Below are 22495 nucleotides of genomic sequence, written 5' to 3'. Positions count from 1 at the left end.
GAGTTCAAACGAGATATGACCCTGGCGCGTCACCACTCGTTGGATGTGACAGATCTGCGAGCTTGCCACAGAGACACAGAGAGCACAGAGAACGACAAGCAGCCATTCCAGCGCTGCTCATAGACCTTCGCCAATGAAGGCTCCTCGGTTTTTTTTGGTTGACTACAACTGCGACGACGAACGGTATCGGGGCGGCGGGTGCTGTTCCCCCTATTTTTGCCGTTCTCTGTGTTCTCTGTGGCTCTGTGGCGAAGCGGTTGTAGTTGCTTTACTTGCCTCGCCTGAAGAGTCTCACTAATCCTCGCAACGGATCATAATGCTGGTCCACCACCCGCTCCTTGAGAGGGATGATCGCGTTGTCGGTGATAGTGATGTTCTCGGGGCACACCCTCGTGCAGCACTTTGTGATGTTGCAGTAGCCGATACCGTGGGCCGTCCGCAGCTCGTCGACGCGATTTTCGGTGTCGAGCGGATGCATCTCCAGCGCGGCGACATGGACGAGAAAGCGCGGGCCGATGAACTCGTCGTGCTTCTGGTGATCGCGCAGCACGTGACACACGTCCTGGCAGAGAAAGCACTCGACGCATTTCCTGAATTCCTGCACGCGATCCACATCGGACTGAGCCATACGCCAGGTCCCGTCCGGCGCATCGGGCGCGCGAGGCGTGAACTTCCTGATGCGCTTCTTCACCTCGAAATTCCATGACACGTCCGTCACCAGGTCGCGAACGACAGGAAAAGCGTGCATCGGCTCGACGGTCACCGGCTCGTCGAGGTCGAGATCATTGAGGCGCGTCATGCACATGAGCTTCGGCATGCCGTTCACTTCGGCCGAGCATGACCCACATTTCCCTGCCTTGCAGTTCCACCGCACGGCCAAATCGTTCGCGCTCTCCGCCTGGATCTGATGAATCGCGTCGAGGACCACCATCCCCTCGGAAACCGAGGTCTCGTAGCTCTTGAACTCGCCACCAGCACCGTCACCGCGCCAGACGTGAAAGGTCGCCCGCTTCGCCTCACCGCCGGCACTCTGGTCGCTGCGCGCGGCTGCGCGCTGGCCGCTCTTGACGACGTCGTGCGAAGCCGCCCCCGCCCCCGCCCCCACCCCCGCCACCCTCGCTGTCGCAGTCACTTGTTCTCCTCCACGATCTGCTTGAGGTCGTCGCGCATCGGCGGAATCGGCACTCGGCTCACGATCATCTCACCTTTCCTGCCCCGCGTGACCGTGATGTTGAAATTGGCGTAAGCCGGATCCTTGTCCGGATAATCCTCGCGGAACTGCGCCCCTCGGCTCTCCTGCCTCTCGAGCGCCGAGCGCGTTACGGCCTCCGAGACGATCAGCAGATTCTCGAGATCGAGAGCGGTGTGCCAGCCCGGGTTGTATTCACGATTACCGGTGACGGAAACCGCCGCCGCACGCAATCTGAGAGCAGCTATTCCATCCAGAGCGCGCTGCATCTCTTCCTGCCGCCGAACGATTCCCACGAGGTCCTGCATCATATCCTGAAGCGTGTCCTGAACCTGGTACGGGCCTTCGGCCGAGCTCCCATTCGTCGCGCGTCCGAAAGGCTCGAGCGCAACCTTTGCCGCAGCGTCGACTTCGTCGGGTGGAATCCTTGCCGGCGAGGTTTCCGCCGCATACTTCGCGGCGTACTCACCTGCACGCATGCCAAACACGAGAAGATCTGACAGCGAATTTCCGCCGAGCCGGTTAGCGCCATGGAGGCCCGCCGCTGCCTCGCCGGCAGCGAACAATCCCGGCAATGTCGACATCTGACTGTCTCCGTCCACGCGCACGCCGCCCATCACATAGTGCGTGGTCGGACCGACTTCCATCGGCTCGGCCGTGATATCGATGTCCGCCAGCTGCTTGAACTGGTGGTACATGCTCGGGAGCTTCTTTTTGATGTGGTCCGGGGCGTTGCGCATCTTCGAACTGATCCAGGAGATGTCGAGGAAGACACCACCGTGCGGACTGCCGCGGCCTTCGCGCACCTCGCGCATGATGGCCCGCGCGATGTGATCTCGCGTGAGCAGCTCGGGGGGGCGTCGCGCACTCTTGTCGCCCTGAACGTAGCGCCACCCTTCCTCTTCATTGTCGGCCGTCTGGCTTCGGTAATTCTCCGGAATGTCGTCGAACATGAACCGCCGCCCTTCGCGGTTGACGAGGATGCCCCCCTCGCCGCGCACACCTTCGGTGACGAGAATTCCCTTCACGCTGGGGGGCCACACCATCCCCGTAGGATGGAACTGGACGAATTCCATGTCCTGAAGCGCCGCACCAGCGCGGTATGCAAGCGAGTGACCGTCGCCGGTGTACTCCCAGCTGTTGCTCGTAACGCTGTAGGCACGGCCGATGCCGCCTGTTGCGAGCACGATCGCCCGGCTCTCGAAAACCTTGAAGCGGCCGCGGTCGCGGTCGTACGCGAACGCTCCGGCAATTCGTTCGCCGTCCCTAATGAGGTCGACCACCGTGCATTCCATGTGCACGTCGATCCCCATCTGCACTGCATAGTCCTGGAGAGTGCGAATCATCTCCAGCCCCGTGCGGTCCCCGACGTGCGCGAGGCGCGGATATTTATGTCCGCCGAAATTCCTCTGCAGAATACGACCGTCAGGCGTCCGGTCGAAAACTGCGCCCCACGCCTCGAGCTCGCGCACTCTGTCCGGCGCCTCCTTAGCGTGCAGCTCCGCCATCCGCCAGTTGTTGAGGTACTGCCCGCCGCGCATCGTATCGGCAAAGTGGACGCGCCAGCTGTCGCGATCGTCGACATTCGACAGTGCGGCCGCGACGCCGCCCTCAGCCATCACGGTGTGCGCCTTGCCGAGCAGTGATTTGCAAACGAGCCCCACCCGGGCTCCGGACTTCGCTGCTTCTATGGCGGCCCTGAGTCCCGCGCCGCCTGCTCCAACCACAAGAACATCGTGGGCGTGGGTCTCGTAATCGGCCACTACAGTAGTCTCCAGTCCGTCCAGACTCCCATGGAAAGAAGACGAACGTAGACATCGCAGAAAGCGACGATTACGAGGCTGAACCACGCCCAGCGCATGTGTCCGCGGTTGAGGCAGCTGACGCAGTCGTACGCTTTCTTGCGAACCGGCGCGCGGGATAGGCGATCGAGATAACCGCCGACGAGATGCCGCAGGGAATGGCAGCCGAAAGTGTAGCCGCCCAGAAGAACTACGTTCGCCGCCAGGAGCAGCGTTCCCAGGCCGATCCCGAAATCTTCCCGTCCGGTCGCCGCATTGACGAACCAGAGCGCCTTCCACACGTCATACGAGAGCACGACGATGAAAAGCAGGGCAATGTACAGGAAATACCGGTGGACGTTCTGAAGGATCAATGGAAACGACGCTTCTCCGCGATATCCTTTGCGCGGCTCACCCACAGCGCAGTTGGGCGGATCCGACCAGAACGCTTTGTAATACGCGCCGCGGTAGTAGTAACAGGTAAGCCGGAACAGCCCGGGGAACGGCAGAATCAGCAGCGCGGGTGAAAACGGGAGGAACGATGGCCACCATCCCGGTTTCGGCCCGAAAAGCGCCTGGGGCGAGTCACCGAACAGAACCGGCGAATACAACGGTGACAGATAATTCCCGAATTCGTAATGCGCGTTCTGTAACGCCGCCCACGTCGTATAGACGACGAAAGCCGAGAGAATCGTGAACACGACGAGCGGCTGAATCCACCACGAATCCGGGCGAAGAGTCTCACCCCAGCCGCGGCGACGCAGCTGAACTACCTGTGTTGCCATTCTCGGCTATTTCTTTTCCACAGGCGTCTTGTCGGCAAGATAAAGCTCCATGTATCCGCATTCCTCGCAGACGAACGGCATCACGATGATGCCGGAGCCGGGATCGATCGTGCCGCCGACGCCCGTCGTTGTCGCCCCGTCGACGTTCACGAGTGCCTTGAACCGCTCCGTGCGGCCCATCCGCGCGTTCGGGTGGTTTATGCAGTATCGCTTTCCTTCCTTGAGTGGCATTCGCGGCTCCCTGAATGAGATGAGATGCTCAGTCCCAAATGTATGATCCCGGGGGTAACGCAGGAAGCAGCCGGCCCTAACATCGCGTGTACCGCCGCGTCTACCATTTTGATTGCGCGCATCCGCGCGCTCATAGACGATTACGGAGGTTTTGATGTCGAGATGGAATGCTGCGGCTCTTGGAGCTGCACTGCTTATTGGAATTTCCGGGGTTGCCGGCGCGCAGACTCCCGGCACTCAGGCGCCCGGCGTTAAAGCTCCAGGCGAGCGAGGGCCTGACGGACAGCGACGCGGTGGAATGCGCGGAGCGCGGAGACATGGCGGTCGAGGTTTCAACCGCGGATTTGCTCGTGACCTGAATCTGACTGACGCGCAGCGCACTCAGATTCGCGCGATTCACGAAAAATATCGTCCCCGGTTCCAGGCGGCTCGCGAACAGCTCAGGACTCAGAGCGATGCGGCTCGGGCACTGCGCCAGAAGGGCGACAGCGCGGGAGCGCGCGCCGCGTTTCAGCGGCTCCGCACCGACATGCAGGCGCGGATTCAGCCGATTCATCAGCAGCAGCAGGCTGAGATTCGAAACCTCCTCACGGCTGAGCAGCGCACGAAGTTCGATGCAGCGCAGCAGCGTATGAAGGAACGGATGGAGAACCGTGGCAAGGAGCGCCGAGGCAAGGGCGGGCGTTTCCGTCCTGCTCAGCGCAGCTGAGCGGACGCGGGGGGAAAAAGGGTCGCCGATGAGGCGGCCCTTTTTCATATCCGGGCTCGCGTCGACGCGTAGGTCGAACAGCAATAAGGACGACACGCTACCCGCTGGCTGCTAGTCGCCGTCCGCTTCGCGCTCAAGCGAGGACGACTGCCCCGATCATTTTGCGAACTTCCCGGCGGCCCCGTCGTAGCGCGCAGCAGTCAGCGCCCAGCGATTAGCGGGTAGCGTGTCGTCCTCAGTGATATTTGTGTGGAAAGCGCGTCGTTTACCCTGCCGCCGCGGCTGGTACCGTCCCGAACCTGCGCTCGCGCGCGTGGAACTCCTCGACTGCCTCGCGAAGGTCCACCGCTGAGAAGTCCGGCCACATGCGACGTGTGAAGTAGAGCTCCGCGTAGGCGCACTCCCATAGCAGAAAATCACTCAATCGCTGCTCACCGCCCGTGCGAATGAGAAGATCCACGTCGCGCGACTCGCCGATTCCGTGGTCGACGCGAGAAAGCAGCGCGGCAAACTGGTCGCGATCGAGATCCTCGATTCCGTCCGAATGCGCAGCGACCCTCCGGGCAGCGCGAATTATCGCGTCTCTGGCCGAGTAGTCCACGGCGATCCTCAAGTCCAGCGTGCGGCCGTGTCGAGTCGCATGCTCGGCGTTGGTTATCGCCCGGAGCAGCTCAGGTGGAATGCGATCCCGCCGGCCGATGATCCGCATGCGGACCCCGTTGGTGACGCACCGCGCAACCTCCGAGACGAGGTAGCGCCGGAAGAGCCGCATGAGGAGCGCGACCTCTCTCGACGGGCGCCGCCAGTTGTCGGCGGAGAACGCATACAGGGTCAGCGTCCCGATTCCGCACGACGGTGCGGCCTCCACGATCTTCCGCACCGTGCGGGCGCCCTCGATGTGACCGGCGGTACGCATCTGCCCGCGCGCCATGGCCCATCGCCCGTTTCCGTCCATGATTATCGCGACGTGAATGCCGCGTGGAGATTCTTGCTTCATCAGTCGGTAAGAGTGAGTCCGGGCTAGCGGTCGCGCGTGGCGCGGATGAGTGCTTCCATGTGATCGAGATACCTCTCCAGCGCGCGGCGGCCGATAGCTGTCAGCCGGTACTGAGTCTTGGGCATGCGCCCCTCGAACGACTTGGTGCACGTGATGTAGTCAGCCTCCTCGAGCTTGCGCGCGTGAACGCTGAGGTTGCCGTCGGTCGTTTTCATCAGCTTCTTGAGATCGCTGAACGACAGCGAGTCGTTGACCGCGAGCGCGCTGACGATTCCGAGGCGAAGCCTCTCGTGTATCAGGCGGTCGAGCTCGCCCGGCTTGCGGGCGGGAGATCGCCTTATTCCGCCCCCGCGAGCGGTGTCCTGCGCGTGCGCATCATCACGCGCTGCTCCATGCTTAGCCACCGTGTCTCCTGGCGATTGGAATCCCGAACAGAATGTGGAGCCCGCCGAACGCCGCACCCATGATCCACTGGCTCCAGGACGCAGGTGAGAAGAGGGCGAGGACACCCGCCGCCATGAAGCAAAGGCCCATCACCGGCACGATCTTGACAGAGAATGCTCCACCAGCGACCACGGCTGTGCCGTAAAGGAGCAGCCACATTCCGGGAATCGCTGCAACCATTCCGCCCTGATACATCACGAGCGTGAGCAGCGCTCCCACTACCATTGGCGGCGAGAAGCTCAGCACGAACTTTCTGGCGGGCCCGGAGAGGAGCGGCATCTTGGCACGACGCGCCTTCTCGACGATGGCTGCGAGCATGACGATCGGAAGAAAAAACGCCGAGGCGAGCCATACCTCGAGTGCGCCGAACGCCGTTGGCACCTGTGCCGCAATGACGGCAACGATCGCAGCAAGCGCTCCGACCGCGACCATTCCCCACCCGGAAACCGCGGTGAACGATCCTGCCGCTTCCATCGTGTCGCGGATGAAAGCGAGGTTGTCCATCGCCCGTACATGAAGTGCGGGCGGCTCCGGCGGTGGGGGCGGACGAAGCGGACGTACGGATGTCATACGCATATCTTACGGCGCAGCCGATAGGATTGTCAAGTACTTTGCGGGATAAAGTGAGACCCTTCCGGCGAGCCGCGGCGGCGTGCCGTCAGCTGAGGGAGATCGGGCCCGGCAGTGGATCGCTCGCCGGGAAGGTCTGCTCCACCATCTTGTCCAGCCGCCGCTCGTCGATGGCGGTCGAGAGGAGCTCAACCAGGCTCGCGCAAAACGCCGGCAGATCCTCCGGCCTTCGCCCCGTTAGGAGCTTCTGGTCGACCTGCACTGCCCGGTTCACCCACGATCCACCCGCTTCGCGGACTTCATCGGCAAGCTCCTCATCGGACGTGAGCGTCCGGCCCTGCACCGCATCCGCCTGAACGAGCAGCCGGGGTGCATGACAGATGGCGGCTACAGGCTTGTCGAGCTCCATGAACTCACGCACGAGCTTGACCGCGTCCGCGTTAGCTCTCAATGCCTCCGTGTTTCGGAGACCGCCGGGAATCACCAGCGCGTCGTAGTCGCGCCCGCTGACGCTACCCGCGAGAGCGTTGACCTTGAACGTGTCCGCCTTCTCGTTGTGGATGACGCCCTGGATCGAGCCTTTCTTGATGGAAATCAGTGAAATGTCCGCTCTCGCTTCTTTAAGCGCATTCCACGGCGCGGTCAGCTCGACCTGCTCGACTCCATCCGTTGCCAGTACCGCGACCTTTCGCCCCGTCAAATCTCCAGCCATCAGATCCCCGCTCGTTTCGATCCACCGATGGCGCGAAGACAGTCAGAAAACGTGCCATGAACAGATACGTTTGAATCTGAAATCTAACGCTTTCGGGATTAGTGTATTATTTCGCCATGCCACTAGTCGACCTCTACGGCCACGATGAAATCCGTATGCTCCTCGCCCGGAGCGCCGACGCCGGCAAGCTTCCGGGCAGTCTGCTTTTCCACGGACCGCGCGGCGTCGGGAAGCAGCGATTAGCCCTCTGGCTCGCGCAGCGCCTTCTCTGCGCCGCCGACGAAAAGCCGTGCGGAAAGTGTCGAGGCTGCGAATACGCCCGAAACCTCACGCATCCCGACCTTCACTGGTACTTCCCGCGGCCCCGGCTCAAGGACGCTGATCCTGATCTCAGGGCGGTTGTGGACGATAATCAGGACGCAATCGCGGAGCGGCTGGCGAACGGCGGGCTGTATGCGCCGCCTTCTGGCAGCGACGGCATTTACGTGGCAACGGTGCGCGCGATCGTTCAGCAGGCTTCGTTGACACCGGCGATGGCGACAAAAAAAGTCTTCATTATCGGCGACGCGGACCGCATGGTCCCGCAGGAGGGTGCCGAGTTTGCAGCCAACGCGTTCCTCAAGCTGCTGGAAGAGCCTTCTGCAAAAACCACATTGATACTCACGTCCAGCGAGCCCGGGGCGCTGCTCCCAACGATTCGCTCTCGCGCTGTTAGCGTCCGCGTCCCGCGTCTCGGTGCGTCGGCAATGCGCGCGCTGCTCGCCGACCCGCTGGTATCGTCAGCGCTGGATGAGTCGGGAGCACCGCGCTCAGCTGCGGAGCGTCTCTCCCTCGCTGCCGGGGCTCCGGGCCAGCTCTTCGCGGACGAATCCCGGGGACGTTCCATTGCTGCCGCTAGAAAGCTCATCGACGCCGCGATTGCCCAGAACGAATCCGCCCGTCACGCGGCGGCCATGTCGGTTGGAGGGTCGGGCGCGCGAGGGTCGTTCACCGACATTCTCGACGCCATGCTGGTGCTCGTGGCGGAGCGAATGCGGGCGGCTCTTCATGACTCTGATGAGACCCGCGCGCTTGGAGCGAGTCGTGCCTCAGATGCCGTTATCCGTGCGCGCGAGCGAGCCGGGGGCAACGTCAACCCGCAGCTGATTACTGCCCGGCTCCTCAGAGAGCTTTCCACGAGCCTGTCATGACGCGGCTCACCCATGTCGACGACTCCGGCGCCGCTCGGATGGTAGACGTCGGCGCAAAGCCAGACTCAATCCGTGCGGCTACCGCCTCGGGATCGATAACGATGGCGGAAGACACGTTCCACGCGATCCGCGACAACCGGATTGCCAAAGGCGATGTCATGGCCGTCGCGCGAATTGCCGGCATCATGGCTGCGAAACGTACGTCGGAGCTCATCCCGCTGTGCCATCCCATCGCGCTCACGAACGCGACAGTGGAGCTCGAGCTCGATTCGTCACTGCCCGGCGTTCGTGTCACTGCGTCGGCATCGACCGTTGCGAAAACCGGCGTCGAGATGGAAGCGCTCACGGCAGTGGCGGCGACGCTGCTTACGATCTATGACATGGCGAAGGGAATGGACCGCGGCATGGTCATAGGCAGCGTTGCCCTCCTCGAAAAAACCGGAGGCCAATCGGGCGACTGGAAGCGGCGCCCTCAGCCGCGCGAATGAGCGCGCGAATGAGCGCGCGAAGTAGACGCCCTCAGCGGCGCGAATGACCTCCGATCTGTTTCGTGGCTGCGCCGATCCGCTGCGCGTACCTCGAGAGTGGCTCATCCGCGCGGCGTTGCGGAAGAACGAACGTCTCGTCCTCCGGGTCCGTTGAAGTGGGACTGTTCACCATCAAATCCCCGCCCGCGGCGATCACCGTCCGTTCGAATTCCTCGACGGCGCTCAACAGATCTGCGAGCTGAGCAGGATCTTCGTCGGCACCCACCTCCACACCTTTCTGCGCCAGACGGCCGCTGAGCTCGACTGCAACCGCCTCCCGCTCCTCCTGCCGATGGGGATCGAGCATCTCACTCGTCGATTCGGATTCGTCCGGGGGGCTGGCCATCAGGTCTCCTGGTTGGGGTTCGAGGGCTGTCTTTACGCAATTCGCGTGACGCTCGGCCCGGATACTTGCCGATTACGCCGGCGGGCGGCTACATAGTCTGCCCACGCAGAGGCCCGTTTCCCGGAGAAAACTGCTCGTGACAAACCCGATTCGCCCGGCAGCTGTTCTGCTCGCTGCATTGCTCGTTCCATTCGCGTCGATCGAACTATTTGCGCAGGTCACCCCAACTCCGCCTGCTAGCAAGCCGTTCCAGGGGCCTGCCGCGCGACAAACGTACGACTCGACCGTGTTTGCCGCGCTTCGCTGGCGCGAGATCGGCCCGTTCCGTGGAGGACGATCCGTCGCGGCGGCGGGTTCGACCGTGCGGCCGATGGAATACTATTTCGGCACGACTGGCGGTGGAGTGTTCAAGACCACCGACGCCGGTATGACGTGGGCTCCCGTAACCGATAAGTACTTCGGCGGGACAATCGGTGCGATCGCGGTGAGCGAATCAAATCCGGACATCGTGTACGTCGGCACGGGAGAGACGCCAATCCGCGGCAACGTATCGCACGGAGACGGCGTCTTCAAGTCGACAGACGCCGGGAAGACGTGGGCCTTCGCCGGTCTGGGCGACACGCGACAAATCGGGCGTGTGCGCATTCATCCCCGCAATCCCGAAATCGTTTACGTCGCGGCTCTTGGGCACGTCTACGGTCCCAACAAGGAGCGCGGAGTCTTCAAGACAACCGATGGCGGGAAGACCTGGCGCAACGTTTTGTTTCGCAGCGATTCGGCCGGAGCTGTCGATCTCGTCCTCGACCCCGCCAATCCGGATGTGATTTATGCGACGATATGGCACGCCTACCGGATGCCGTGGAAGCTGGTGTCCGGGGGGACACAGAGTGGAATCTTCAAGTCCACCGACGGCGGGGAGAACTGGACCGAGCTCACTCGCAATCCCGGCTTGCCACGGGGCTTGATCGGAAAAGTCGGGATCACGGCGTCACCCGTCAAAGCAGGAAGGCTTTGGGCGCTCGTCGAAGCAGACTCGGGCGGAGTGTTTCGATCAGAAGACGCCGGAGCAACCTGGACGCGCACCAACTCCGATCGGAATCTGCAGCAGCGCGCATGGTACTACATGCGGATCTACGCTGACACAAAGGATCCCGAGACAGTCTACGCGTTGAACACCGGCTTTTACCGCTCGACAAACGGAGGAAGAACATTTCGTCCGATAGCGGTTCCGCACGGAGACAATCATGATCTGTGGATTGCGCCGAACGATGCGCAGCGGATGATCAACGCGAACGACGGCGGCGCGAACGTCTCGTTCAATGCTGGACGAACGTGGACGGAGCAGGACCAGGCTACGGCGCAGTTCTATCACGTCACGACGACGACACATTTTCCGTATCGTGTGTGCGGTGCGCAGCAGGATAATTCGACGCTGTGCGGGCCGAGCAGGGCGAGCGGGGGCATCGACATCGCGGACTGGTACGCCGTGGGCGGAGGCGAGAGCGGCTACATCGCGGTGCGCCCCGACAATCCGGATATCGTCTACGCCGGCTCCTATGGCGGTTATCTCTCGAGGTACGATCATCGCTCCGGCACCCAGCGCAACGTGAACCCGTGGCCGGATAATCCAATGGGTCACGATGCGGCGGACGCAAAGTATCGCTTTCAATGGACGTTCCCGATCGTGCTCTCGCCGCATGATCCGAACACGCTCTACATCGGCAGCAGCGTCGTGTTCAAGTCGACGAACGAGGGGCAGAGCTTCGTCCCCATCAGTCCGGATCTGACGCGCCACGATCCAAGGACTCTCGGGCCGTCTGGTGGCTCCATAACGAAGGATCAGACGTCTGTCGAGTATTACGCCACGGTTTTCACAATTGCGGAGTCTCCGGTTACACGCGGCGTGATCTGGGCGGGATCGGACGACGGCCTCGTGCACGTCACGCGAAACGCGGGGCAGTCGTGGAAGAACGTCACTCCCGCGGGGATTCCCGAGTGGGCGCGAATGTCGATCATCGAGGCATCGCATTTTTCCCCGGGCACCGCGTATCTCGCCGCGAATCGCTATCAGATGGACGACATGCGCCCGTACATCTACAAGACGACCGATTACGGCGCGACGTGGAAGCTCGTCACGAACGGCATAGCTCCAACGGAATTCGTGCGTGTGGTTCGGGAGGACCCGGAGAAAGCGGGACTGCTTTACGCCGGCACCGAGCGCGGGGTGTGGGTCAGCTTCGACGACGGCGCGAACTGGCAGTCGCTCCGCCGCAATCTGCCGATCGTTCCTATTCACGACCTCTCCGTGAGAGAGGGTGATCTGATCGCCGGTACTCACGGCCGGTCGTTCTGGATTCTCGACGATCTTTCCGCGCTGCGTCAGCTGACGCCGGCTCTTGCGGCGAAGGATGCCCACCTCTTCAAGCCGCGGAAGGTCTACCGCGCCGGCTTTTCTGGAGGTGGAACCACGGGCGCGGCGGGCGGACATCCAACCGGTCAGAATCCACCGGCCGGCGCTCAGGTTTATTACTTGCTCAAGTCACCACGACAGGTCGTGACGATGGATTTTCTCGACTCGAAAGGAGCTGTCACACGCAGCTTCACGAGCAATCAGGACGCGACTGTGGCGGCGGACTCGGTGCGCGCCGACAGCGTCCGCGCGGCGCGGGCTGACAGCCTGAGACGCGCCGGTGGAAAGCCCGACAGTGCGACGCAAAGCCAGGCGCGCGAGGATCCGCCGCAAGACGAGGACGGTCCGCGGCGCACGCCACCCCCACCGCGCGTCTCCAACAAGGCGGGGCTCAACGCCTTCTCGTGGAATCTTCGTTACCCCGACGCGTCGACGTTTCAGAACATGATCTTCTGGGCAGCAGGAACTCAGGGCCCGGTCGCTGTTCCCGGGACGTATTCCGTTCGCGTGACTGTCGCGGGACGCGCCCAGACGCAGACATTCAGCGTCGTCAACGATCCACGCTCGAGTGCATCACAGGCGCTGCTCGAGGAGCAGTTCGCCTTTCTCATCGCGGTGCGCGACAAGGTCACCCAGGCGAACGACGCAATACGGCGAATTCGCAACGTAAAAGCGCAGCTCGCAGACCGGGCCGCGGCGTTGCCAACCGCGCAGCAAGCGGCATTTCGCGCCAGGGCGGACGCGTTGTCAGCGCAATTGTCCGCTGACGAGGCGGAGATATACCAGGTAAAGAATCAGTCGGGGCAGGATCCGCTCAACTACCCGATCAGGCTCAACAACAAGCTCGCCGCACTTGCCGGCGTCGCTGCCAGCGCCGACGCGAGACCGACAGATCAAACGCGCGAGGTATTTCGAACACTCTCGGTGCAGCTGGATACTCAGCTATCGCGGCTCGGCGCAGCGCTCGGGGCGCTGCCTGCAATCAACGCGGATCTCAAGGCCGCCGGGCAGAAGGAGATCGTCCCCTCAACCGAGGAGCCGAAGCCGGCCGCTAACCGTGGCCGCGGATAATGCTTCGAGACCGCTCTTCCTTAATCTTCCCTCATTTTCAGGGCGGAAGCAGGATGCCGGCGGCTAGCGGATTACCCGATCAAAGCGGACGGGGTGCTCCACCTCGTAGCTGTAATGCCACCATTCCTTCTCGTAGTTGAGAAAGCCGTGGCGCTCCATCACCGTCCTGAGCCGCTTTCGATTCACCGCGATAACGCCGCGCGCGTTTGCCGTGTGGGATGCGGGCGAAAACATGTCGAAAGGAGTTCCCATCGATATTTCGGTACCGTTTCTCAGCTCCACCAGCGTCACGTCGACTGCTACTCCCAGATTGTGCCGGCTGCGAGCCGCGATATATCCGTCGCGAATCAGATTGGTCCTGTTCTCCCGCTGCGCCCAGGCCACCATCGCCTCGCTTGCGCGCACCGGACGGTAGGCGTCGAAGATCTTCAGTCCGAACCCTTCGCGGTGGAGGTCCGCGTTGGCCAGCGATATCGCGACCGCCGCTTCGTCTCTGAGATACGCGCGATTCGCCTCGTAGCCCGGAAGTGGCGCTCCGGTAAAATTGTTCGACGTTGCGTATCGCAGCTCCGCCACCAGGCTGCTGTCGACTCGCTGCACATCCACCAGGAGCGAGTCCGCCGCTGCATCGGTGGCGAGCGGGAGCTCGGGTGTATTGACCGGCTCCGGCGTTTTCTGGAATCGCGCGCACGCGCCGAGCGCGAGCAGAAAAACGGCGATCCGGAACAGCGAAGGCGAAGGACGATGACCAACTGTCATTTGAGGCATCTCATATGAACACGCTCGAGTATGTCGCGGCATTTTTCGGGGTCGTCAGCGTGTATCTCAGCGTGAGGCAGAACATCTGGAGCTGGCCGACCGCGATCGTGAATGTCGGCTTATACACCTTCGTGTTTCACGCTTCCCGGCTGTACGCTGACATGGGCCTGCAGGTGATTTACGTCATCGTCTCGTTTTATGGCTGGTATCAATGGCTCTACGGTGGAAAAAACCGAACCGAGCTGAAGGTATCGCGAACCCCGCCGAAGCTCGCGGTCATTCTGGTGTGCATCGGGGTGTCCTTTGCCCTTCTGCTTGGAACCGTTCTCCATCGCACGACGAATGCCGCACTTCCCTACCTCGACTCACTGACCACCAGCACCAGCCTCGTTGCCCAGTGGATGATGACGAAGAAGCTGCTCGAGAACTGGATCGTCTGGGTAGCCGTGGACGTCGTTTACATCGGGATGTTCATCTCCAGGGCGCTTTACCCCACTGCGGGACTCTATCTCGTCTTCCTCGTGCTGTCCGTCATGGGCTACCGGCAATGGAGGGCATCGCTGAGCGGGAGGGACGTCGCGAGCGCACAAGCCGCCTGACCGCCCAGATCCCGGCGGCGGGGCCGAGGGACAGAATGGCGAATGACCACCGCCAGCCACCCTGGCGGGCGAGCGCCGGCACAATCTGCATGGGAAGCATCGTCAGCAGAAATCCTATCGAGGTCTGAATCGTGAGCGCTGTCCCGACTGCGTGCGGCGGGACCGATTCGGTGACGAGAGCGCTGAACTGTGCGCTGTCCGCGACTACAAAAAAGCCCCATACAAGGGCAAGCGGGGCCAGCACCCACATCGATGCGCCAAAAAGAAACCCGACGAGAAGACAGCATGTTCCACTGGCCGCGAGAGCGATTGTAACCAGCCGCTCGCGTCCGATTCGATCCGCGACCAATCCGCCCCACACGCAGCCAGCGCCGCCTACCGCGATTGCTCCGAACGCGATCAATGAGACCGCCTCACTGCCGGGCCGACTCTCCGCGACCATTGCGGCCGCGCTCGCCGCAAGAAACGCCGGAATCCATGTCCAGAACGCGTATAGCTCGAACATGTGGCCCAGGTAGCCCCCGGTGGCGAGACGCCACTCGCGAACCCTGACGACTTGCGCGACAAGCGACCACGAAAAAGGACGAGCCGCAAACGGGTACGGCCCTTCGCGATACCAAAAAGCGACGAGAAGTGCTGCGATGACTGCACCGGCTGACGCAGTGAGAACGACGGGACGCACTCCGACGCCTGGTATCGCATGCACCAGGTATGGAGTCGCCTTACCGATGGTCAGAGCGCCCACGACTGTGCCGATCGCCAGTCCTCGCTGCGCCTTGAACCATGTGGCGATCATCTTCATGGCGGGCGGATAAACGCCGGCGAGAAAAACACCGGTGAGAAATCTCAGAACGAGCGCTGAGCGAAAGCCCCCGGCCGCGAGCACGGCCGCATTTGCAATGGCTCCGGCCAGCGCAGCCGAAGCGAAGAGGAGGCGCGACGGCAGGATGTCGGCAAGATTGAGCGCGGCGGTGAGCGCGGTGCCTGTCACAAACCCGAACTGCACGATTGTTGTCAGCCACCCCGCCTGCTCGGCATCCAGATTCCAGAGAGCGCTTAGCTGTGGCGATACGGCGCTTGCCGCAAACCACAGCGACATGCCGAGCAGCTCAGCCGTCGAGAGCAGGGCAAGCAGGCGCCATCTGCTGGGGTGAGTATCCGGCTCCATTCGCAAAACTTAGCTCGGCGCTCCAGGGTGAACCTGGAAAGTCACATATTTCGGATCTGGGGTTTTCTCGGTCGCAGCTCTGTCGGCTTGCGCCGTGCCATACTTATTCTCCATCGCCTGAGGGAGAAATAATGCCCGAGACGCTCGGAGAATCGGGGCTCACCCTTCGAAGAGTGACGCGATTGCTTGGCCGCGCGCTTCGGCTTCGTTGCCCGAACTGCGGCGCGAAAAACTTATTTGCTTCCTTTGGGAAGCTGCGTCAGCGATGTCCCGAGTGCGGCTTGTGGCTCGAGCGAGGCGAAGGCGACTACTACCTCGGCGCGTACATGGTTGCGCTCATCTTCGTCGAGACGTTTTTCGCCGTTGGGTTCGTCGCAATTCTCCTGATGACATGGCCGGATCCGCCGTGGGACTTGATTCAATGGGGCGGCGTGGTGGTTCTCTCCGCGGGAGTGATAATCTGCTATCCGTTCTCAAAGACAATATGGCTTGCGATCGATTTGATGTTCAGGCCCGTGACGCTTGACGACCTCTCCGCGGATGGACCGATCGAGACACACGGCCCCCTAGCGAAGTGAGCGAATCCCGCGGCACCGTGACTGCGTCCATTCCCCTCCCTCAAACAGCACGCATCGAGACTTGCTCGTTGTGGACCAACGCGCTGGAAATCCGACGGCTCGTCTGTCCTCTATTCCCGGCATTGTCGTTCTCGTCTCCTATCCTGAAGGCTCGCTCCTGGAATTCGTGAATGGCTCAGGCTGAGGCGCGGCTGCGATTTCCCGCACTCGCAGTAATCGGAGCCCCCTGGGCTCGAAGATGGCCTCGACGTTGAAAGACTGGTCCGCCGCGATCGCATCCCTGAGGCGATCTCTCTCAGTGATGAACCGGTTGGTTACGACAAAGAACTCAGATGCCTCCTCGCGATCGAGGATGGATTTGATCCGTGAGACGTCGGGCGCCGGCAGGTGGTAAATGCGGCCCCTCGTGCCGCGCAGGGAATCAACTGTGATTGGGAACCTTCGCTTTAATCGCCCTCGAATACTGCGGGCTTCCCGTTCATCCGCCGGCGGAGCCGAGGCGCCGCCCAGCTGGCCCCGCTCGGCCAAGCCGAATCCGCTGTCGTAGTAAAGGAGCTCGACAGCCGGCCGTATCGAGATCACAACCACGGGCCTTTGCGAGGGCGACTTCTGGCGCCGTATCCATTGCGCTGCCGCGCGCCAGTCGGGATGCGCCAGCCCGACGGTCGCCCTATCGGCCTTGGCGTAGTAGTTGGCGAGTACGACTATGCCGAAACCTGCGATGAGTCCCACGCTCAGTGCACGCCATCGGGCCGAGCGAAATGATGTCGCACCGATGCCCAGCGCGATGGCAAAGAAAGGCAACCCGGAAATTGCACTCCTCTCGATGTAGAACCGCTTCGCTCCGAGCAGCCCGAGCGTGAGCAGTGCGACGGGGAGGACCATGAGCAGCAGTGTGAGCTCCCACCGGCGCGCCAGCCGATCCCAGCGGGGTTCGGGAGACGCAGTCGGAACGGGCGCTACCTCGGCGCGGTTGAGACCTCGAACGACCAGCGCGAGAAGCACGAGCTGCACCACCAGTACACCGAGTTGTACCGGGAACACGCGATGCTCCGGTCGCCCCAGTGCGCCGCCCGTTACGTACCACTCGAACATCAGCTTCCAGAGCTCAGCGATTCCAAATCCGCGAAGATGCCCGAGCTGCGCCTGGAGAGCCGCGAAGCGCCATCGTACCGCGAGATAAGTGGCTAGCACACACGCGATCGCTCCGACAATACCGAGCATGCGAGTCCGAGCCCGGCGGTCTGGCAATGCCAGGAGTGTGAATGCGAAGACGTACGCGATGGCGAAGTAGTGTGTCAGGACCAGGCACAGTGCGAGTATCGCGTAGGCGGCATACCACCGTCTCGCGTGCGACTGCCGGATCTTGTGAAATGCCCACGTGCAGGATGTGAGTAGCAGCAGGAGCAACGAGTATTGCCGTGCCTCCTGCGAATACCAGATGTGTGCCGGCGATATCGCCATGATGAGAGCAGCCACTGGAGCGGCGCGCGGTCCGCTGTAGGCAGCTGCGAGCCGCGCCGTGAGAACTATCGTCAGCAGCCCGCACATGAGGGGAAGCATCCGCACCGAGATTTCCGAATCACCGAAGATCCGGATCCAGATGAACATGATGACCGGGTAGAAGGGCGGATGGGGGTCCGTGCCGATCACGCGCATCAGTGCTTCCACGCTGCTGAGGATCACTCGCGTGGACCACAGCTCGTCGTACCAGAGGCTTTCGTTGAAGCCGGGCAGACGCAACGCGAGCGCAAGGGCAACGAGTGCAACGAGCAAAGCGTTGTAGCTTCGCGCGTCAGACGTCGCGAAGTCGTCGCGGCCTTTCAAGTTCGGTTTCGAGTGGCTGGCTTCATGGCCGTGACGACGGTTCATCTATTTCGCCAGCCCTGTGATCCGGAATACGCCTTTGTCGGCAATGATGTACATCTCGCCGGCTCCGTCCTCGCCGAACGACACGACCTGGCCGATATCCCCCACCTTCCACTCGCGTTTCTCACCGGCGCTGCCGTTCGCGTACCTGAACGTGCGCAACCATTGGCCGCAGAAGTCGGAGAACATGTAGTGCCCGGCTAATACCGGAACGCGACGACCGCGGTAAACCGCGCCTCCTATCACTGCGCAGCCTTTCACCGAGTGAGCGTACTCCACCGCCGGCAAAACGAGGCCACTCGTCCCGCAAAGCGGAATACGCCCGAAAACGCGCGTGAGCTTCCAGTACATCGTGCCGACCCGCGCTTTGCCGAAGGCTTCGTAACATGCCCCGGCCTCCATCATATTCCAGCCGAAGTTGGCGCCGCCGCGATCGGACGCGATGACGTTCACTTCCTCGCGGTGATACTGGCCGACGTCGGCGACGTACGCCGCGCCGGTCGCGCTGTCGAAGGCGAAGCGCCACGGATTACGAAGTCCTCTCGCCCAGATCTCCGGGCGCCCGCCTTCAGGCGTACGGAACGCGTTCCCGGCCGGGATTGTGTAGCCCGCTTCATCGTCGACGTCGAGCCTGAGAATTTTTCCGAGCAGGGATCGCGGATCCTGCGCGTTGCGCGAAAGCTTTCTCGTGTTTCCACCGTCTCCGGTTCCGATGTAGAGCATGCCATCAGAACCAAACTTCACCAGCCCGCCGTTGTGCTCCCATCCGGGTTTGTCGATCGAGAGGAGCGTTCTCCTGCTCTCAGCATCGGCCACATCGGGATCCGGACTTACGCGAAAGCGCTCGATGCGGATATGGCGGGTACGATCGAGAAAGTAGACGAAGAAGTATCCGTTGGAATTGAAATCGGGATGGAACGCCATGCTGAGCAGGCCCTGCTCTGCATCGCTGTGCACGAGCGACACGATGTCGAGGAAAGGCCGAGGCAGCACCGCGCCGTCCTTCACCACGCGAATGACGCCCGCCTGCTCCACAACGAACAACCGTGCGTCGCCCATCGGTGCCGTCACGTAAACTGGCCGCCTGAGACCACTGCCAACCGGCTCGAGGCGAATCGTTCCTGAGGGCGTAAAGCCCGATTCGCCTCGAGCCCAGATTGTCGCGCTCCGGTCGCCGCATCCGAGAATCGTGGCGAGCAGCGCATACCTTGCGATTTTCACGAGGGCTGAATCTGGCTCCCTGAATGTTCCTCTGTAAGAACTCAGCGACGGGTCGCTCGTCGCCATCGCGCGGATTCGACGGCATATTGGATACGCGCCGTCCCATCGCCCTGCCGCTCCGGGAGTGGCATTCGTCAGGCCCACCAGCGTCACACGATCACGGAGGAATAGTGCAATCGTCAGCGTACGATGCAATTGTCGTGGGGTCCGGGATATCCGGCGGCTGGGCGATCCGAGCCACTACTTCCGCATGATGAAGGAGCTCGCGCTGCTCGGCTACTTCACCTCGGAGATCGGCTATACGAAGGCGCAACGGTATGCCGAGTCGCCCGGACGGTTCGACCCGTGCCTTCCGCACAAGCCGCGCGAGCTCTCCTGGACGTCGCACGCATAGGGGTGAGTCCGATGCGATTGCACCGTGCCGCGCTTATCGCCGTACTGTTCGCGCCGATCACCGCCGGCGTGGCTATCGCTCAGGGCACGGCGCCAGTGATCGGTCTCATCACGAAGACAGATACCAACCCGTTTTTCGTGAAGATGAAGGAAGGCGCGCAGGCCGCCGCGAAATCGAATGGTGTGCGACTGTTGTCCGGCGCAGGCAAGCACGACGGCGACAACGCTGCGCAGGTCACTGCGATGGAGAACATGATCGCGGCCGGCGCGAAGGTCATTCTCATCACAGTGAGCGACTCCAAGGCCATTGTGCCCGCGATCAGAAAGGCGCGCTCCAAAGGCGTGCTCGTGATCGCGCTCGACAGTCCCACCGACCCGGTGACCGCCACCGACGCGCTTTTCGCCAGCGACAATTACAGGGCGGGGTTACTAATCGGCCAGTACGCGAAGGGCGCGCTTGGAGGAAGGCGTGCGAGGATCGCTACGCTCGACCTGCTCCCTGGACATCCGGTGGGTGCTCAGCGACACAACGGTTTTCTGAGGGGATTGGGTCTCGCGGCACCCGACGCGAGGAGCAATACGCTTGGCAGACCAGCGGAGGTCGTCTGCATGGCCGACAGCTACGGGAGCCAGACGAGGGGGCAGACAGCGATGGAGAACTGCCTTCAGAAGAATCCCGACATCAACCTCGTCTATACGATCAACGAACCCACGGCGGCCGGAGCGTACAAGGCGCTGAGGGCGGCCCGTAAGGAAAGGGGCGTCGTCATTGTCTCGGTCGATGGCGGCTGCGACGGCGTCAGGGACGTGGGTGCCGGCCGCATTGCCGCAACTGCGCAGCAGTATCCGCTGAAGATGGCGGCCCTCGGAGTCGCAGCAGGCGCCGCGTTTATCAAGACCGGCAGGAAGCCGAGCGGTTATACAGACACCGGTGTCGCGCTCATTGCGGCGAAGCCCGTGAAGGGCGTAGAAAGCAAGGATGTCAGGACCGGTCTGGAGCTGTGCTTCGGGAAGAAATAAGCAGCCGCCTCGCTGACAACTGGAGGGAACGTCTGCCGGCCGTTGGTACGGTCGGGCCTCTGCTCGCGCTTCTCGTCGCGAGCGCTTTCTTCAGCGCGCAGAGCGATCGCTTCCTGACCGGCGAGAACCTTTCGCTGGTTCTGCAACAGGTGATGGTGGTCGGCGTGATCGCGATCGGCCAGACCTTGATCATCCTCACCGCCGGCGTCGACCTCTCCTGCGGCATGGTGATGGCGCTAGGCGGCATCGTAATGACAAAGCTCGCGGCGGAGCTCGGTCTCCCGGTGCCGGTGGCGATTGCCTGTGGAATCGGCGTGACGACGCTGTTCGGCCTGATCAACGGCGCACTCGTTACGGCAGTCAAGCTCCCGCCTTTCATCGTCACTCTGGGAACGATGAACATTGCCTTCGCGATTACCCAGCTGTACTCGAATTCCCAGACCGTCACCGAGCTTCCCCAGACGATGAGCGCTCTAGGTGGAACGTTCGCGCTCGGCGGCACGTCTGTCGTGTACGGCGTGGTGTTGATGCTGCTCTTGTATCTCATTGCTTGGTTCGGCCTGCGCGAGACGGCGTCTGGGCGGCATGTCTACGCTGTGGGCAACAATCCGGAAGCCGCGCGCCTCACCGGCATCGCGACGCAGCGAGTGCTTCTCGGCGTGTACGTTCTCGCCGGAGCTCTCTACGGCATCGCCGCTCTTCTTTCGGTAGCACGCACGGGAGTGGGCGACCCGAACGCCGGGCAAACCGAGAACCTCGATGCGATCACCGCTGTTGTGCTCGGCGGCACGAGCCTGTTCGGCGGCCGCGGCGTGGTGCTGGGGTCGCTCGTTGGCGCACTGATTGTCGGCGTATTCCGGAACGGGCTGACGCTGATGGGCGTGTCGTCGGTCTACCAGGTTCTGGTTACGGGTATCCTCGTGATTCTTGCTGTCGCCACCGACCAGTTGTCGCGCCGGCGCGGGAGATGACAGCGCCAGAGACGGTTCCGAAGAGCATCGTGATGAAGGCTAGCGGGCTGGTGAAGCGGTACGGCCACGTGACTGCCCTCGACGGAATGGATTTCGAGCTGCGTACTGGTGAGATCCTCGCCGTTGTTGGCGACAACGGCGCCGGCAAGTCATCACTCATCAAGGCGCTTTCGGGCGCGACTATTCCTGATTCCGGCGAGATCGTCCTCGACGGCAGGAACGTTCGCTTCCGCAGGCCGATCGACGCGCGACATGCCGGCATCGAGACGGTTTACCAGGAGCTCGCCGTCGCACCGGCAATGTCAATCTCGGAGAATCTCTTTCTAGGTCGTGAGATTCGCCGCGGTGGGCTTGCTGGGACAGCGCTTCGGATGCTCGACAAGAAGCGCATGGCGCTCGAGAGCGCTGGCTACATGCGGGAGCTGAAGATCGGCATCGCCTCGACGACTCAGGCGGTCGAAACGCTTTCGGGGGGCCAGCGCCAGGGTGTAGCCGTTGCGCGGAGCGCCGCGTTCGCGCGGCACGTAGTCATCATGGACGAGCCGACTGCTTCTCTGGGAGTGAAGGAAGGCACGATGGTGCTGGAGCTGATCCGGCGTGTGCGCGACAAGGGTCTGTCGGTAGTGCTGGTATCGCACAACATCCCGCACGTGTTCGAGATCGCCGATCGGATTCACGTAGCGCGGCTCGGCAGGCGGGCGGCGGTGTTGAATCCGAAGCGGATCAGCATGAGCGATGCGGTCGCTGTGATGACGGGCGCGATGCGGGCGGATGAGCTGCCGCGCGAAGCGCTGGCGTGAGGAGAGCGCTGCGGTTGGCTGAGTTGGCACACAGATCGGCACACTAGACCAGAGCCTTCTCGAGGCTCGCGCGGAGGTCGGAAGTTGTTTCGCCGTTCATCATGTCGCGCGAGGATCACGCTATTGTCGAGACGCATCGTAGAATATGTGGTCAG

Annotated in this window: 23 protein-coding genes; 10 read left to right on the top strand and 13 right to left on the bottom strand. The window is 62.3% G+C overall.

Going from position 1 to position 22495, the window contains the following annotated elements:
• Nucleotides 1–268: 268 nt before the first annotated feature.
• Genes VES88_13190 through VES88_13175 form a run of 4 tightly spaced genes read right to left on the bottom strand, consistent with a single transcriptional unit; the run spans nt 269 to nt 3986 of the window.
• Nucleotides 269–1132: a succinate dehydrogenase/fumarate reductase iron-sulfur subunit gene (locus VES88_13190; protein HYN82453.1), complete on the bottom strand. Its 864-nt coding sequence runs from the start codon at nt 1130–1132 to the stop codon at nt 269–271.
• Entirely contained in the window at nt 1129–2952 is a 1824-nt protein-coding gene (locus tag VES88_13185; GenBank protein HYN82452.1) for a fumarate reductase/succinate dehydrogenase flavoprotein subunit, read from the bottom strand. Before VES88_13185 ends, VES88_13190 begins: the two co-directional genes overlap by 4 nt.
• Nucleotides 2952–3755: a hypothetical protein gene (locus tag VES88_13180; GenBank protein ID HYN82451.1), complete on the bottom strand. Its 804-nt coding sequence runs from the start codon at nt 3753–3755 to the stop codon at nt 2952–2954. The genes VES88_13185 and VES88_13180 overlap by 1 nt, the downstream gene beginning before the upstream one ends.
• Before the next feature lie 6 nt (nt 3756–3761).
• A complete protein-coding gene (locus VES88_13175; protein HYN82450.1) occupies nt 3762–3986 on the bottom strand; it encodes a hypothetical protein in 225 nt (74 codons plus the stop codon).
• Between the two features lie 154 nt (nt 3987–4140).
• Between VES88_13175 and VES88_13170 the strand changes: the two genes are divergently transcribed.
• Nucleotides 4141–4695: a Spy/CpxP family protein refolding chaperone gene (locus VES88_13170; GenBank protein ID HYN82449.1), complete on the top strand. Its 555-nt coding sequence runs from the start codon at nt 4141–4143 to the stop codon at nt 4693–4695.
• Nucleotides 4696–4960: 265 nt separating this feature from the next.
• On the opposite strand, the gene VES88_13165 is transcribed toward VES88_13170, so the two are convergent.
• The 4 genes from VES88_13165 to VES88_13150 all read right to left on the bottom strand — a co-directional run bounded on the left by VES88_13165 (nt 4961) and on the right by VES88_13150 (nt 7418).
• Nucleotides 4961–5692 (bottom strand): di-trans,poly-cis-decaprenylcistransferase, encoded by a 732-nt coding sequence (locus VES88_13165; protein ID HYN82448.1) that lies wholly within the window; start codon nt 5690–5692, stop codon nt 4961–4963.
• 23 nt (nt 5693–5715) lie between these two features.
• The gene (locus tag VES88_13160) at nt 5716–6096 is read right to left on the bottom strand and encodes a transcriptional regulator (GenBank protein HYN82447.1); all 381 of its coding nucleotides are present in this window, start codon (nt 6094–6096) and stop codon (nt 5716–5718) included.
• Nucleotides 6089–6706: a hypothetical protein gene (locus tag VES88_13155; GenBank protein HYN82446.1), complete on the bottom strand. Its 618-nt coding sequence runs from the start codon at nt 6704–6706 to the stop codon at nt 6089–6091. The genes VES88_13160 and VES88_13155 overlap by 8 nt, the downstream gene beginning before the upstream one ends.
• Before the next feature lie 88 nt (nt 6707–6794).
• A complete protein-coding gene (locus VES88_13150) occupies nt 6795–7418 on the bottom strand; it encodes a DJ-1/PfpI/YhbO family deglycase/protease (GenBank protein ID HYN82445.1) in 624 nt (207 codons plus the stop codon).
• Between the two features lie 116 nt (nt 7419–7534).
• On the opposite strand from VES88_13150, the gene VES88_13145 reads away from it, so the two are divergent.
• Together VES88_13145 and moaC are read left to right on the top strand one after the other, a co-directional pair.
• On the top strand, nt 7535–8608 hold the full coding sequence (locus tag VES88_13145; GenBank protein ID HYN82444.1) for an AAA family ATPase: 1074 nt from the start codon (nt 7535–7537) through the stop codon (nt 8606–8608).
• The gene (gene moaC, locus VES88_13140) at nt 8605–9096 is read left to right on the top strand and encodes a cyclic pyranopterin monophosphate synthase MoaC (GenBank protein ID HYN82443.1); all 492 of its coding nucleotides are present in this window, start codon (nt 8605–8607) and stop codon (nt 9094–9096) included. The genes VES88_13145 and moaC overlap by 4 nt, the downstream gene beginning before the upstream one ends.
• Before the next feature lie 31 nt (nt 9097–9127).
• Here moaC and VES88_13135 read toward each other — a convergent pair whose 3' ends face one another.
• Nucleotides 9128–9481 carry a hypothetical protein gene (locus VES88_13135; GenBank protein ID HYN82442.1) on the bottom strand — a complete coding sequence of 118 codons (354 nt, stop codon included), beginning with the start codon at nt 9479–9481 and terminating at the stop codon, nt 9128–9130.
• A gap of 136 nt (nt 9482–9617) precedes the next feature.
• Between VES88_13135 and VES88_13130 the strand changes: the two genes are divergently transcribed.
• Nucleotides 9618–12962: a glycosyl hydrolase gene (locus VES88_13130; protein ID HYN82441.1), complete on the top strand. Its 3345-nt coding sequence runs from the start codon at nt 9618–9620 to the stop codon at nt 12960–12962.
• 63 nt (nt 12963–13025) lie between these two features.
• On the opposite strand, the gene VES88_13125 is transcribed toward VES88_13130, so the two are convergent.
• Nucleotides 13026–13721 carry a M15 family metallopeptidase gene (locus VES88_13125; protein ID HYN82440.1) on the bottom strand — a complete coding sequence of 232 codons (696 nt, stop codon included), beginning with the start codon at nt 13719–13721 and terminating at the stop codon, nt 13026–13028.
• A gap of 14 nt (nt 13722–13735) precedes the next feature.
• Here VES88_13125 and pnuC point away from each other — a divergent pair, with 14 nt between their 5' ends.
• On the top strand, nt 13736–14320 hold the full coding sequence (pnuC, locus tag VES88_13120; GenBank protein HYN82439.1) for a nicotinamide riboside transporter PnuC: 585 nt from the start codon (nt 13736–13738) through the stop codon (nt 14318–14320).
• On the opposite strand, the gene VES88_13115 is transcribed toward pnuC, so the two are convergent.
• A complete protein-coding gene (locus VES88_13115) occupies nt 14253–15488 on the bottom strand; it encodes an MFS transporter (protein ID HYN82438.1) in 1236 nt (411 codons plus the stop codon). The two genes, pnuC and VES88_13115, sit on opposite strands and share 68 nt — an antisense overlap.
• Before the next feature lie 131 nt (nt 15489–15619).
• Here VES88_13115 and VES88_13110 point away from each other — a divergent pair, with 131 nt between their 5' ends.
• Entirely contained in the window at nt 15620–16066 is a 447-nt protein-coding gene (locus VES88_13110) for a DUF983 domain-containing protein (GenBank protein HYN82437.1), read from the top strand.
• A gap of 138 nt (nt 16067–16204) precedes the next feature.
• Here VES88_13110 and VES88_13105 read toward each other — a convergent pair whose 3' ends face one another.
• Both VES88_13105 and VES88_13100 read right to left on the bottom strand, forming a co-directional pair.
• Nucleotides 16205–17938 carry a glycosyltransferase family 39 protein gene (locus VES88_13105; GenBank protein HYN82436.1) on the bottom strand — a complete coding sequence of 578 codons (1734 nt, stop codon included), beginning with the start codon at nt 17936–17938 and terminating at the stop codon, nt 16205–16207.
• Nucleotides 17939–19156 carry a PQQ-dependent sugar dehydrogenase gene (locus VES88_13100; protein ID HYN82435.1) on the bottom strand — a complete coding sequence of 406 codons (1218 nt, stop codon included), beginning with the start codon at nt 19154–19156 and terminating at the stop codon, nt 17939–17941.
• Between the two features lie 124 nt (nt 19157–19280).
• Between VES88_13100 and VES88_13095 the strand changes: the two genes are divergently transcribed.
• From VES88_13095 to VES88_13080, 4 genes are read left to right on the top strand one after another with little or no spacing between them, the layout of a single operon-like run.
• The gene (locus tag VES88_13095) at nt 19281–19550 is read left to right on the top strand and encodes a gluconate 2-dehydrogenase subunit 3 family protein (GenBank protein HYN82434.1); all 270 of its coding nucleotides are present in this window, start codon (nt 19281–19283) and stop codon (nt 19548–19550) included.
• Nucleotides 19551–19561: 11 nt separating this feature from the next.
• Entirely contained in the window at nt 19562–20569 is a 1008-nt protein-coding gene (locus VES88_13090) for a sugar ABC transporter substrate-binding protein (protein ID HYN82433.1), read from the top strand.
• Nucleotides 20551–21540, top strand: coding sequence for an ABC transporter permease (locus VES88_13085; protein ID HYN82432.1), 990 nt, complete (start codon nt 20551–20553; stop codon nt 21538–21540). Before VES88_13090 ends, VES88_13085 begins: the two co-directional genes overlap by 19 nt.
• Complete coding sequence (locus VES88_13080) at nt 21537–22340, top strand: ATP-binding cassette domain-containing protein (protein HYN82431.1); 804 nt, start codon at nt 21537–21539, stop codon at nt 22338–22340. The genes VES88_13085 and VES88_13080 overlap by 4 nt, the downstream gene beginning before the upstream one ends.
• Nucleotides 22341–22495 lie beyond the last annotated feature (155 nt).

Source organism: Gemmatimonadaceae bacterium, from assembly GCA_035633115.1.
GTDB lineage: Bacteria > Gemmatimonadota > Gemmatimonadetes > Gemmatimonadales > Gemmatimonadaceae > UBA4720.
This window is presented reverse-complemented; position numbering and strand designations above follow the sequence as displayed.